The organism is Rhodococcus erythropolis NBRC 15567, assembly GCF_001552595.1.
Taxonomy (GTDB): Bacteria; Actinomycetota; Actinomycetes; order Mycobacteriales; family Mycobacteriaceae; genus Rhodococcus_F; species Rhodococcus_F erythropolis.
Genome location: NZ_BCRM01000039.1, coordinates 16884 through 28364 on the forward strand (window position 1 = coordinate 16884; position 11481 = coordinate 28364).

14 protein-coding genes are annotated in these 11481 nt (G+C 62.8%); 7 read left to right on the forward strand and 7 right to left on the reverse strand.

All coding sequences use genetic code 11. The features are described 5' to 3' along the window. Nucleotides 1-40 precede the first annotated feature (40 nt). The 3 genes from RE4_RS28880 to RE4_RS28890 are packed head-to-tail and all read right to left on the reverse strand — an operon-like array spanning nucleotide 41 to nucleotide 2973. Nucleotides 41-1243, reverse strand: a complete 1203-nt coding sequence (locus RE4_RS28880) for an NAD(P)/FAD-dependent oxidoreductase (protein ID WP_024487889.1) — start codon at nucleotides 1241-1243, stop codon at nucleotides 41-43. After that, nucleotides 1240-2628 carry a cytochrome P450 gene (locus RE4_RS28885; protein WP_024487888.1) on the reverse strand — a complete coding sequence of 463 codons (1389 nt, stop codon included), beginning with the start codon at nucleotides 2626-2628 and terminating at the stop codon, nucleotides 1240-1242. Before RE4_RS28885 ends, RE4_RS28880 begins: the two co-directional genes overlap by 4 nt. 24 nt (nucleotides 2629-2652) lie before the next feature. Next, complete coding sequence (locus RE4_RS28890; protein WP_003942421.1) at nucleotides 2653-2973, reverse strand: 2Fe-2S iron-sulfur cluster-binding protein; 321 nt, start codon at nucleotides 2971-2973, stop codon at nucleotides 2653-2655. Between the two features lie 127 nt (nucleotides 2974-3100). Here RE4_RS28890 and RE4_RS28895 point away from each other — a divergent pair, with 127 nt between their 5' ends. Continuing rightward, entirely contained in the window at nucleotides 3101-4102 is a 1002-nt protein-coding gene (locus tag RE4_RS28895) for an AraC family transcriptional regulator (RefSeq protein WP_003942428.1), read from the forward strand. Nucleotides 4103-4391: 289 nt separating this feature from the next. Here the strand turns inward: RE4_RS28895 and RE4_RS31720 are convergent, their stop codons facing one another. Then, entirely contained in the window at nucleotides 4392-4616 is a 225-nt protein-coding gene (locus RE4_RS31720; protein ID WP_230544131.1) for a hypothetical protein, read from the reverse strand. Between the two features lie 188 nt (nucleotides 4617-4804). Here RE4_RS31720 and RE4_RS28900 point away from each other — a divergent pair, with 188 nt between their 5' ends. From RE4_RS28900 to RE4_RS28920, 5 genes are all read left to right on the forward strand, one after another. Then, complete coding sequence (locus RE4_RS28900) at nucleotides 4805-6328, forward strand: MFS transporter (RefSeq protein ID WP_044480709.1); 1524 nt, start codon at nucleotides 4805-4807, stop codon at nucleotides 6326-6328. 13 nt (nucleotides 6329-6341) lie between these two features. Next, complete coding sequence (locus RE4_RS28905; RefSeq protein ID WP_019750070.1) at nucleotides 6342-6788, forward strand: universal stress protein; 447 nt, start codon at nucleotides 6342-6344, stop codon at nucleotides 6786-6788. Beyond that, nucleotides 6785-7378, forward strand: a complete 594-nt coding sequence (locus RE4_RS28910; protein WP_019750071.1) for a PaaI family thioesterase — start codon at nucleotides 6785-6787, stop codon at nucleotides 7376-7378. Before RE4_RS28905 ends, RE4_RS28910 begins: the two co-directional genes overlap by 4 nt. A gap of 369 nt (nucleotides 7379-7747) precedes the next feature. Continuing rightward, on the forward strand, nucleotides 7748-7951 hold the full coding sequence (locus RE4_RS28915) for a three-helix bundle dimerization domain-containing protein (RefSeq protein WP_019750074.1): 204 nt from the start codon (nucleotides 7748-7750) through the stop codon (nucleotides 7949-7951). After that, nucleotides 7951-8238: a hypothetical protein gene (locus tag RE4_RS28920; protein ID WP_019750075.1), complete on the forward strand. Its 288-nt coding sequence runs from the start codon at nucleotides 7951-7953 to the stop codon at nucleotides 8236-8238. Before RE4_RS28915 ends, RE4_RS28920 begins: the two co-directional genes overlap by 1 nt. A gap of 356 nt (nucleotides 8239-8594) precedes the next feature. On the opposite strand, the gene RE4_RS28925 is transcribed toward RE4_RS28920, so the two are convergent. Both RE4_RS28925 and RE4_RS28930 read right to left on the reverse strand, forming a co-directional pair. Beyond that, nucleotides 8595-8942, reverse strand: coding sequence for a hypothetical protein (locus tag RE4_RS28925; RefSeq protein WP_223304650.1), 348 nt, complete (start codon nucleotides 8940-8942; stop codon nucleotides 8595-8597). Nucleotides 8943-9462: 520 nt separating this feature from the next. Then, a complete protein-coding gene (locus RE4_RS28930) occupies nucleotides 9463-10089 on the reverse strand; it encodes a hypothetical protein (RefSeq protein ID WP_019750086.1) in 627 nt (208 codons plus the stop codon). A gap of 194 nt (nucleotides 10090-10283) precedes the next feature. On the opposite strand from RE4_RS28930, the gene RE4_RS28935 reads away from it, so the two are divergent. After that, the gene (locus RE4_RS28935) at nucleotides 10284-10547 is read left to right on the forward strand and encodes a hypothetical protein (protein ID WP_230544130.1); all 264 of its coding nucleotides are present in this window, start codon (nucleotides 10284-10286) and stop codon (nucleotides 10545-10547) included. A 110-nt stretch (nucleotides 10548-10657) separates the two neighbouring features. Here the strand turns inward: RE4_RS28935 and RE4_RS28940 are convergent, their stop codons facing one another. Continuing rightward, a complete protein-coding gene (locus RE4_RS28940; RefSeq protein ID WP_024488354.1) occupies nucleotides 10658-11263 on the reverse strand; it encodes a recombinase family protein in 606 nt (201 codons plus the stop codon). Nucleotides 11264-11481 lie beyond the last annotated feature (218 nt).

Genomic DNA, 11481 nt, shown 5'->3' on the forward strand with positions numbered 1-11481 from the left:
CACTCACCATTTCGTACCCATCGCCCGAAGACCCGTCATCTCAGGCGGAGCTGGCAAGCGCCAGTTCAGTTCGGTCGATGGGGAGTTGCTGCGTGATTACCCGCTTGCTGAACATGAAGTCACGGGGGCGGTTGATGCAGTCGGCGCCAATAAGCTCTCCCTCACGGAGGTAGAAGCAGGTGAAGTCGCGGTCTCGGGTCGGGTCTCCGCTGAGGATGACTTCGTCGTAACCGGTGTTCAGACCGGCGATCTGGAGCTTGAGATCATATTGATCCGACCAGAACCATGGAAGCGCCGCTATCTTCTTGGACTTCCCACACACCGTCGCGGCAGCGACCTTGGCTTGCTCGTGCGCGCTCGGCACAGACTCCAGGCGTAGAGGGCGGCTGTAGCGAGCCATGCTGTGGCTTGCGCAATCCCCGGCGGCCACGATGTCGGGGTCGCTGGTCCGGGCCTGGTCGTCGATCACGACGCCGTTATCAATGACCAGACCTGCGGCGGCGGCAAGATCGGTGTTCGGCTCAACGCCGATGCCGACAATGACGAGGTCAGCGGGAATTGACTCGCCACCGGACAGAACTACTTCACGGACCCTGTCCTCGCCGGACAGAACCTCGACCAGCACACCCGTCCGGATTTTCACGCCCTCCTGCCGGTGAATACGGTCGAAGAACGCTGATACTTCGGGGGCAGTGACCCGCTCAAGGACGCGCCCAGTCGCCTCGAGCACGGTGACCTCCAGCCCCAGTGCACGCAACGAGGCAGCCGTCTCCAGTCCGATGTAACCGCCGCCGATGATCACTGCCCGACGTCCTGCGTGGGCGGCCACTCGGATCATCTCGACGTCTGCGGCTGTGCGTAAGTAGTGGACTCCGGCCAAGTTGGCTCCCGGGGTGGGGAGTCGCCGAGGGCGGGCGCCAGTGCACAGCGCAAGCTGGTCGTAAGCTAGTGCGCCGCCGGTACTCAGTGAGAGATGACCACCCGAGCGGTCGATCGCCTCCACCGTCGCATTCAGGACTTGGATTCCCTGCTTGCTATAGAAATCGGCATTGCGGATCGCAAGCTCGTCGAGTGTGCTCTTCCCGGCCAGGTACGCCTTCGACAGAGGAGGGCGTTGGTAGGGCAACGTCGACTCATCGCCGATGAGAACGATCTCGCCGGTCCACCCTTCCTGTCGAAGACTGGCCGCGAGTTGGGCTCCGGCATGGCTGGCCCCGACGACGAGGGCCCGATGTAAGGTCATAAGTCGGATTTCGGGGTGAGACGGACCATCATCTTGCTGATGCCCCTGACAAAGTTGGACTGCACATACTCGGGCTCGCCGACGACCTCGATCTTTTCGAAGCGAGAAAGCAACTCTTCCCAGAGAATCCGCAGCTGTAATTCCGCCAGTCGGTTGCCCATGCAGCGGTGGACACCGAAGCCGAAGGAGATGTGGTTGCGAGCGTTGGCCCGGTCGATGATGAAGTCGTCGGGCCGATCGAACATCCGCTCATCACGGTTGCCTGAGGCGTACCACATCACTACCTTGTCGCCCTTGCGGATGAACTGCCCGTTCAGCACGGTGTCGGCCTTGGCGATCCGGCGCATGTAGGCCAACGGTGTTTGCCACCGAATGATCTCCGAGACCATATTGGGGATCAGGTCAGGGTTCGCCTTCAGCTTCTCGAACTGGTCAGGGAACCGGTTCAACGCGAGAACACCGCCGCTCATCGAGTTCCGCGTCGTGTCGTTGCCTCCGACGATCAGCAACACAAGGTTGCCCAGGAACTCCATCGGTCGGTCGATCAGATCCTTGGTGTCTTCGTTGCTCTGCAACAGGGTGATCAAGTCGAATCCGGGTTCCTCCCCGGCAGCTGTCCGGGCAGCCTTGTCGCGCCAGAGAGTGCTGAGACCTCGCGCCATGTCGCGCATGCCGCGGAACACCTCGTCATTGTCCGAGGGGCCGCCGTTGGCTTGCTCCATCGAGGATGCGAGATCAGACCAGTAAGCGAGCTTGCGGCGCTGCTCGTAGGGAAAGTCCAGGAGGGTCGCAAGCATCCGAGCGGTCAACTCGACCGAGACGTTCTGGACCCAGTCGAACGGCTGATCCACGGGCAGGTTGTCCAGCACCTCCTGGACGCGCGATCGAATCAGACCCTCCATCTCACGCAGGTTCTTCGGTGCGACCACGCCTTGGACAGCGGCCCGCTGCGCGTCGTGTCGTGGCGGATCCATCGCTATGAACATCTCGATATCAAGAAAACGAGGTGGAACCCCGATGACGATCAACGGCTCGGCGGAGAAGACCTCGTGGTTCTTGTCGACGGCCATGATGTCGGCATGCCTTGTGACGGACCAGAACGGCCCGAACGGACTGTTAGGCTGGTAGTGGACCGGAGCCTCGTTGCGTACGCGCTCGAAGTACGACTGCCAGCGCCCCTGGCGATAGAGGAAAGGGTTGCTGAGGTCGATGTCGGCGAGTTCGACGTCCTCCACAGGAGGGATGGGGCTCTCGATGAAAAGCCTCTCTCCGTTCGCTCCGGTCACCCATCGCCGCGTCTTGTCGTACAGTTGTGCGCCCTGGATCTGCCGCTCCATCGGGATAGTCGACTGAACCTTAGCGGCGATTGCCTCAGAAAACTTCATTGCGTCTTATCGTCTCTCTCGTCGTCACATCTGAAACTCAGGCATTAGGACGGTCAGGCCGTCCCACGCCTCGGAGACCGGAATCTGGCAGGACAGTCGAGAGGTCGGTTGACGCTCAGGGTTCATCGCGAGCATCTCCTCCTCGTCGGAGCCGGAGAGGCCCACCTCCTCGGACCACTGCGGATCGACGATCACATGGCAGGTGCCGCACGCGGCCTCGCCTCCGCAGTCGCCGTCGATGCCGGGCACTGCATTGTTGGTCGCGACCTGCATCAGCGACTGTCCTTCTTGGAAAGGGACCTCGTGCTTCTTGCCGTCGTGTGAGACAAAGGTGACAACTGCCATAACCAACTCCTGATACGTTGTCCTCGCCTTGGGAACTTGATCAAAGTGTCGTCGGGGATGACCGCTACGGCTATGTTCTGCGGAGTCAGAAACTTGTGAATTCGGCTCAAAGGGATCTGGTGAACCAATGATCCTCGATGACGAGGGTGTGCCCCCGCTCCTGTTCGTGCAATTGCTCGAGCGCCAAGCATTCGACCCAGACGCCGTCGCGCGGCTTCGCAACATCATGTCTCGCGAAGGAACCGACGAGGCGACGCTGATTCAGCGCGACGTTCAGGCCCCCATACGGTGGTTTCGGGAGGTCTACCCCGAACTCGACGTCGACCAGGCAACACTGCTCGGCTTTGCGTTCGCTGAACAGGCCCAGTTGACGTCCTTCGGCCCGTTGAGTTCTCCGCTGGTCAGCGCAGGCTCGGTAGCCGAGATCGTGGAGTTGCTCACCTATCTGCCGTTGATCTCGACAGCTCTCAGTCCACAGTTCCATCCAAGTGACCACGGCCTCACCATCGGGTTCACCGCACACACAAGCGATCCGGCCCTGGACTGCCTGGTCGTCGCCTACTGCGGGTCGGCGCTACTGCGACTGCTTGACATGCTCGCCGGCGACATGCCCACCGTCACACTCCACTTGAGTTGGCCGGTGCCGCCCCTCCTGTCCAATCATGAGGACTTAATAGCCGGGCGCCTGTTTTTCGGCGCTCCGATGTCCTTCCTTCATGTTCCCGCGGACACGCTTAACGAGGTTTGCCGGTTCTCCGATCCCCTCACATACCGACTCGCCATCGGCGATCTGCAGCGAACTCTCGACCAGCGGGGCAGGACCACGTCGTTTTCGGAGAAGACGAGACGGCTGCTGGAGAAGGAGCCCGCACAGGGGAGTATCCACTGGGTCGCACGCGAGTTGTCGATATCCGTCAGCACACTCAAGCGGCGCCTCTCCGAAGAGGGGACCACTTTCCGCGAGTTGCGCCAGTCATTCCTGCGCGAGCGTGCGATGCTGCGGTTACTCGACCGATCAATGTCGGTGACTGAGGTCGCCACGGAGCTCGGATACAGTGACCTCACCAACTTCTCACACGCCTTCAAGCGATGGACCGGCCGCTCTCCGAACGAGTTCCGGCATCCATGACGCTGAGCCGCCCGGTCTCCGGCGGGTTGAGGGGGCTGGCGGATGCGGTAAATCAGTGTGGGGCCGTTCCCAGTGCATGAGATCAGTGGTACTCCAGGGGCCGACCAAGATTTCGGTCCGACAGGATCTTCCTGAGTCTCGGGGTCACCGCAACGGCGTGATCAGTGGTGGAATCCGCGTCGACGTGGGCACTTTGCAGCCAAAGCGAGGGGTTATGCCTGCTGTGTGGGCATGGGCATGTGCTCGGGCATGATCATCTTTCTCGGAAGTGACAGCTCCGCATGGGAACCTAGATTTTCCGGATTGAAGGCAGGTGCTGCGGCAGTTGTGGCCGCGGGCCGGAGCGCCAGCCGACCACCTTTGTTCGAGAACGCCTGCTTGGGCACGTCAAGACACCCCCGAAGTTGGGCGCGGCCGCGTCGAGTAACCGGTTGCGTGAGCGTGCTAGCCGCGGATCGGCCTGCTCGTCGACTGCGGTGAGTGAGTCGGTCGTGGCGTGGTCCGGGGCGGTCATGGGAGCGCGCTCCTCCGATTCGTCTCGTTCAGCCCTGGGCGTATGTGTCGACTCTATCCCGAGCCCCCACCACTATGATACGAATGGTCTCGTACCGAGACTGTTGGTCTTTGAGTTGGGAGGCGCCGGTGGACACACCTGGGACGGGCGCTGTTGAGATCGACCGGTGGACCAGGGCCGAGTGGTGGATGCTGACGGTGTCGTGCCTGGCGGTGGCGCTGGTGGTCGCGGCCATGGCGGCGTTGTACTCGGCGTTGCCGCAGATCGCGGTCGAGACCGGGGCGACGCAAGCCCAGTTGACCTGGATCGTCGACGGTTACACGCTGGTGCTGGCGTGTCTTGTGCTGCCTGCCGGAGCAATCGGTGACCGTTACGGGCGTCGCGGTGTGCTGGTCACGGGGCTGGCGGTGTTCTCGGTCGCGTCGGCGCTGCCGCTGCTGCTGGCCGACCCGGTGTGGCTGATCGCAGCGCGCGCGCTGGCCGGGGTGGGCGCGGCGCTGGTCATGCCCTCGACGCTGTCGATACTGACCGCGGGATTTCCACCGGCGCATCGCGGTCGCGCTGTAGGTGTGTGGGCCGGGGTTGCTGGATCCGGGGCGGTCCTGGGCATCCTCGGCGCCGGGGTACTGCTCGAGCGGTGGTCATGGCCTTCGGTGTTCGTCGGGTTGACCGTGGCGGGGGTGGTGCTGGCGGGGTTGGCGTGCACTATCGCCGAGTCCCGAGAGAGCGAGCATCCCCCGGTGGACTGGGTGGGTGCGGCGGTGGTGGCCGTCGCGATCGCGGCGATCGTGTTCGCCGCGATCGAGGTTCCCGCGCGGGGCTGGGCCGACCAGCTCGTCGCCGCTATCGCCGGGGTCGGTCTCCTGGCAGCGGTGGTGTTTGTGATCGTAGAGCTGCGGTCTTCTGCGCCACTGCTGGACGTGCGGTTGTTCGCCCGCCGCGGTTTCGGGGCCGGCTCGCTGTCGGTGACCATCCAGTTCCTGGTTACCTTCGGAGTGTTCCTGCTGTTGGTGCAGTACCTGCAGCTGATCCTCGGCTATGGGCCGCTGGCCTCGGCACTGGCGTTGGCGCCGATGGTGGTGCCGCTGGTCGTGATCTCGGTAATCGCACCGTGGTTGTCGAGCCTCGTCGGGTTGAAAGTGATGACCGTCTCAGGACTGCTTGCCATCGCTGCCGGACTGGTGCTGGTAAGCCGGTTGACCGTGGCCGCGGACTATCCCGGCCTGCTGTGGCCGCTGCTGATCATGAGCGCGGGTCTGGGATTGTGCACCGCCCCGGCGACCTACGCCATCGTCGCCGACACCCCTGCGGCCAAACAGGGGGTCGCCGCCGCGGTCAACGACGCTGCCCGCGAGATCGGCGCCGCGATCGGGATCGCCGTGGCTGGCAGCGTGCTCGCCGCAGGCTATACCCACCACATCCAGCCCGCTCTGCCCCAGCTTCCCGAGCCCGCCCGCGGCCCGGTCGCCGATTCCCTGGCCGCTGCTCTGCAGGTCGCTGACCAGGCCGGACCGGCGGCCCAACCGCTGGCCGAGTTCGCCAAGGCAGCGTTCGTGCACGGCAGCAGCCAGGCCGCGCTCACGCTGGCCGCCCTCACCGCCGCCGGGGCGATCGTGCTGGCAGTCCTCTCTCCCGGCCCCACCACCCGCCGCTCCCGCGCGTCACGCACTCACACGAACACCCCTCCCCGCTCGAACACCCCCTTCTCGTGAAAGAGGCCCCATCATGACGGCCTATCGCACGATCCTCGTCGACACCGACGGATCCGACTACTCCTACCGCGTGGTCGACCACGCCGCCGAGCTGGCTCACGTCACCCACGCCCGACTCCTGATCATCTGCGCCCGTCACGACATCGACGAACGCGCACTCGGTACTGACGTCGACCGGCTGCGAGCTACCACACCCACCGACGCCATCCTGCGCACCGCGCACCAACATGCGATCGCCCACGGCGCCGTCGACATCGAAACTCGCATCCTGCCCGAGCCCACCGTCCGCGCACTGTTTCACCTAGCCGGCCCGACCGCCGACGACCTCATCGTCACCGCGAACCCCCACCGGTCACCACTGGCCCGGCTGCTATTCACCTCGCCGGCCGAGCTTGCCCACAAAGCCCACTGCGACATCCTCATTGCTAATGGTGAGGACACCTACGGAAGGCGTCCATGACCGAGCACACACCCAACACCAACACACCCGAGACCGCCGGCCCCGAACCTTTCGAGGCCGAGGACTGGATCCGTACCTTCGCTGTGGCGCCGCCCGAACACGTCGACCTGCCGCCTCACCACCCCCACTGCCTTGGTTGCGGACCGGCTAACCCTCACGGCCACCAGTTGCGCGTCCGACGCGACGCACACGGCGTCTACGCCCACCACAGCTTCGATTCCCGCCATGTCGGCGCCCCAGCGATTGCCCACGGGGGCGCGGTCGCCACCGTCCTCGACGACTTGTTCGGGTTTCTGCTCTACACCGTGGGAGAGCTCGCCGTCACCCGCCACCTCGCTATCGACTACCTCGCCCCGGTCCTGCTCGACACCCCCTACACCCTCCGCTCTCACATCCACTCCCGCGCAGGCCGCAAACTACACCTGCGAGCCACCATCGAAAACAACCACGCCCACGTGGTCACTACCGCCACCGCACTGTTCCTCATCGTCGACATCGACCACTTCCTGACCCCCCGACACAACGCCTCGGCGGCGACCGCGCCCACTACACACGAAGACCAACAAGGCCCTCAGATGGACAGTCCCTGACGTGTCCCTCTAGCCGATCCGCGATCGGCAGAGCGCTGTGCCGTCCGTGGCGGCAGTCGGAGACGTGATCGAACCGGGTAAATATCTCCGGCTGTACACCCCCAACCGGAGGCCGGTGCGCGCCATCAGGTCGCAGAACGCGGCGTTGCGGCCGTGTTCGGTCACGACGACGGGACGGTGCTCATGGTTTCAGGGTGAGAGATTGCGTGAGGATCGCATCCCGGTTCCGCGCACCCGTCGCCGGTGTGGGGCGACCTCGGCGGTCGGTTTCGGCTCGTGGCAGCGCAGCGTGACTAGGTGCTGATCGTTGCGCGTAGTCGATAGTCGTCTCCTGTTGAACTATGGGCAGGTGGGGCGCAGTATTTACCGATGAAAACCGAAGAGGAAGAACGACTGATCGCTCATGCGGTGACGCGGTTGTCGGTGAAGTATCCGTCGATATCGGCTGATGTCGTTGCGGACGCTGTTGCGTCTGCTCATGCTCATTTCGACGGTCACAAGGTGCGTGATTTTGTTCCTCTGCTCGTCGAGCGCATGGCGGGTGAGAAACTTTCCTCGCTGGTCGCTTCATAATGGCTGTGTCCGCGGCAGAAGAGTCCGATGTTGCGCAGGCGAGAGTGTTTCTGGCTCTGTTGAATTCGGAGATCGACGAGTTGTCGGAGCGCATCGAATCCGCGCTGCGGCTGGTGCGGGGTGCGCGTCCGGTCGCACCGGTGTTGGCGTCGGCTGCGCGCACCGATGCGGCGGCTCTGCGCAAGGACCTTCATCGGGTGCACGCTCTGGTTGAGCAACTGGTACGCCGCTTTCCTGCCGTCAACAGTCCTACCGATGTGCCTGCCGCACGTTCTCTCCGCAGCTGATCGGTTTCCCTCGCAGCATTGATCGCGCTGAGTACGCGGTCCGGAGTCTCCCTCTATCCACAGGCAGCAATGTACGGGGACGGTGAGCTGCGGGGATGGATCGACAACCAGCATCGAGTGCTGCCCCTGCTGTGGTCGTCTGGGCGGCCTATATCGGCGGGGTGTGCCCTAGCGCACATACTCCGGAGAGTGCATTGGATGAGGTTCGGCGCCGTGGCTTGGGGTTCGTGGTCCTGGGTAACAGTCCGGGATCGAGCGTCAGGAGCAGGTGACGGTCAGGGAATAGATCATTTCCAGATTTGTGGGCTCGCCGTTGGCTTGTTCAATTCGCTGCCTGGTGGGGGCGCGAATTGCGCCTACCTGGACGCGTCGTTTCCGGGTTTTCTTGTCGGCACTGCGTAAAGGTCGGTCGTACGTTGTATTGCTCTTCTGCATCTGTCGGCGGTGAGGAGGTATTTTTCGGCGGCGGTGTAGTCGGTGACGGCGGTGCCGTCCGGGCCAAGGGTGTGGGTGATGAGGTCGAGGTAGCGACGCCGGTAGAGGTAGGCATCGGGCTCTGCGAGTAGAAATTCTACGGCGGCCATGACGTCCGGGGGCGGGGCCGTTCGGGTGCGCCGGGCGCGTGCGTTCAGTTGGTGTGCCGGCGGCACCTCGTGACTGTTCGCGGCAGAGTAGAGCCGCGCGATGCGGCGAGGACTGCTCATCGGGGCTCCGCCGCTGCAGGCAGAATGGTCATCGCGTATCCGAGCCGTATGTCGTGGTGGTGCGAGTGGTGGTAGCGGGGCTTTTCCTGCCGGATGTGGTGGGAAGACCTCGGTGTGTAGGCGCGGCGACGCCGGAGGCAGTCATCGAGGCATCACGAACGAGAAAAGGTCCAGCATGTTCATCGGTCTCCTTGTCGTTAGCCGGGCACATGAGATATGTATACCTTTCTGTCCCGCCGGGTCACAGATATCGAAAGTTACAGATTGGAAAACTCGCGCCACGAGCGAACGTACCGATGTTCTAACGGATCGGGTTCCGGGGCAGCGACCGAATGCCGTCGCCGGCGCTTCGCGTTCGATCGCCAAAGTTGAATGTGCCGGATGTGTTGCGGTCAATAGATTGCCGCCCATACGTTCGCCGATAACCTATATTATGTCATTTTGTGGATGAAAGTCGCTGCACCGCAACGAAATACACCCACATTGAACGTGCATCGTCAGTATCGAATGGCAATATTCGCTACCAGAGCGAGAGCGGACGTCCTGCAGCCTCGGCCGCAGCGATGCGCTCTTCGATGACGTCGACTCCTACGTTTTGTTCGATCCCGGTACGGATCGCGGTGGCAATGGCGCGAGTGCGACCCGCGGGTCCTCGAACGTCGGCGAGTGGGCTGGCGATGTTGCGTCGCCGGAGCTCGTATTCGCTGCGGTTGCTGCGATTGGTTCCCAACTGCATGTGTGCCGGGTTGGTGCAGCCGGCGAAGTCGCATTGGTGGCACAGCACCGCGTCGTCGGTGTTGGACCAGCCCAACCTCGAGATGACACCGTCTTCGAGTTGGTAGGCGAACAAATGCGCCGGCACGGTCCCGCGGCGGGACGGCCCAGGCAGACTCGCCGCCCGGAAGGAACCATGCCCGGTCGAAGACACACCGCCGATCCACGGCCAGCACTGCTCCCGGCGGCGTCGGAATCGCTTGGACTCGAAACGAGAAACGACGGCAGGATTGTCGAGCCAAGAACGCCACAGACGCTCCGGAATGCGTACAGGCTGGGGCTGCCCGATCAACGTCATCTGGAACGCCCGCAGCGCGGGAGCGCTGTCGGGCATGCCGGGCAGCGGGGATGGAGCATCGTTGACGAACGTCATCGGCCCTGCTCCTGACACTCGATCCGGACTGTTACCCGAGTTGACTGTAGAGACACGTGCCGACAACCAGTTGAAGATCCGGGGTATGACCTGTGGTGGGCTTCGGTAACAGTCCACTCGTACCTGCCATTGCGGCTGCCCTTGCGATCATCCCAATGGCCCTGGTTGCCGAGAACGCCAACCTTTGCGCAGGAATGAAACTCACCCTCGAACCCACCGTCGTCAACGGCGCAGCCTTCGCGCACTGGGTTGACGCGATCAGTGACATCGTCGAAAACTCCATCACCGACGGAGAACTCACCGACACCCCCACCGCGCACCGACTCGCATGGAACCTGTGCGCTGGCACCGTCGGAGCAGCCAACGCATCAGCAACCCTGCGAGAAGACATCGACCTCGCAACCTGTCTCGAAGGCGTGGTAACAGCGCAGTTGCGCAATGCCTTCACGCCCGCCTGATCTAAAATACGGGTGTCGACCTCAATATCAACTGGTCGAAATTGCTTGAGGGACAACTAGACCGACAACATCTGCACCATTGACTTAGCGGCCGGATCCCACTTTCGAGCTCAGTTCTCGACCCGAGGGGTCCGGCCGCTAGCTTCCCGCTCGATCCGCGCAAGCTGGATATTGGTATACAACGACGAACGCTTCAAACCCGTGTTCTTACATAGTGTTTCGATCTTGAACTGGCCCGTCTCATAAATTTGCAGTAGGTACGCACGCTCCTCGGGCGAAAGCTTGTGCGGCCTACCTTTCATCTTCCCAGCAGCCGTCGCGGCGGCAACAGCATCACGCGTGCGCGAACGAATCAGATCCGACTCGAACTCCGCCATCAACGCAAGAATGCCAATGAACATCTTCCCCATCGGATCAGCCGGGTCGTACACCTGACCATCAATCGACAGCGACACACCCTTCTCCGCGATCCGCTCCACCGTCTCATGCAAATCCTTCGCCGACCGAGACAACCGATCGAGCTTCGTCACACAAAACACGTCGCCGGCCCGAGCCGCGTTGATCGCATTATCCAAACCCGGCCGACGAGCCTGCCGGCCACTGACACCATGATCGACATAGACCATGTCACGATCCACCCCGGCCTTCACCAGAAGATCAACCTGAACCGCCGTGTCCTGCCGGACCGTACTGCACCGCGCATACCCGATTTTCACGCCACCCCCACTGCCGAACACGAATTGTCCACTAGAGCCTATGCCATAACGGACAAATCCAACGGACACCCAAATTGGACGTTTCGGTACGAAATTTCGCCACGTCAGTCGCACCCAGACGCCCGATCTTCACCGTCCGGTATGACGAGGGTCAAAACGCACACTTAAGACCACAGGAAGGCGCTCAGAGCCAAATACCGAAAGGTCCATCTCGCAAG

Excerpts from the sequence above, each read along its gene's own strand:
- RE4_RS28920 (WP_019750075.1), top strand. The coding sequence starts at position 7,951 with ATGGCTGTGTCCGCGGCAGAAGAGTCCGATGTTGCGCAGGCGAGAGTG.
- RE4_RS28900 (WP_044480709.1), top strand. The coding sequence starts at position 4,805 with ATGCTGACGGTGTCGTGCCTGGCGGTGGCGCTGGTGGTCGCGGCCATG.
- RE4_RS31720 (WP_230544131.1), bottom strand. The coding sequence starts at position 4,616 with ATGACCGCCCCGGACCACGCCACGACCGACTCACTCACCGCAGTCGAC.
- RE4_RS28890 (WP_003942421.1), bottom strand. The coding sequence starts at position 2,973 with ATGGCAGTTGTCACCTTTGTCTCACACGACGGCAAGAAGCACGAGGTC.
- RE4_RS28885 (WP_024487888.1), bottom strand. The coding sequence starts at position 2,628 with ATGAAGTTTTCTGAGGCAATCGCCGCTAAGGTTCAGTCGACTATCCCG.
- RE4_RS28895 (WP_003942428.1), top strand. The coding sequence starts at position 3,101 with ATGATCCTCGATGACGAGGGTGTGCCCCCGCTCCTGTTCGTGCAATTG.
- RE4_RS28905 (WP_019750070.1), top strand. The coding sequence starts at position 6,342 with ATGACGGCCTATCGCACGATCCTCGTCGACACCGACGGATCCGACTAC.
- RE4_RS28880 (WP_024487889.1), bottom strand. The coding sequence starts at position 1,243 with ATGACCTTACATCGGGCCCTCGTCGTCGGGGCCAGCCATGCCGGAGCC.
- RE4_RS28910 (WP_019750071.1), top strand. The coding sequence starts at position 6,785 with ATGACCGAGCACACACCCAACACCAACACACCCGAGACCGCCGGCCCC.
- RE4_RS28915 (WP_019750074.1), top strand. The coding sequence starts at position 7,748 with ATGAAAACCGAAGAGGAAGAACGACTGATCGCTCATGCGGTGACGCGG.
- RE4_RS28925 (WP_223304650.1), bottom strand. The coding sequence starts at position 8,942 with ATGAGCAGTCCTCGCCGCATCGCGCGGCTCTACTCTGCCGCGAACAGT.
- RE4_RS28930 (WP_019750086.1), bottom strand. The coding sequence starts at position 10,089 with ATGACGTTCGTCAACGATGCTCCATCCCCGCTGCCCGGCATGCCCGAC.
- RE4_RS28935 (WP_230544130.1), top strand. The coding sequence starts at position 10,284 with ATGAAACTCACCCTCGAACCCACCGTCGTCAACGGCGCAGCCTTCGCG.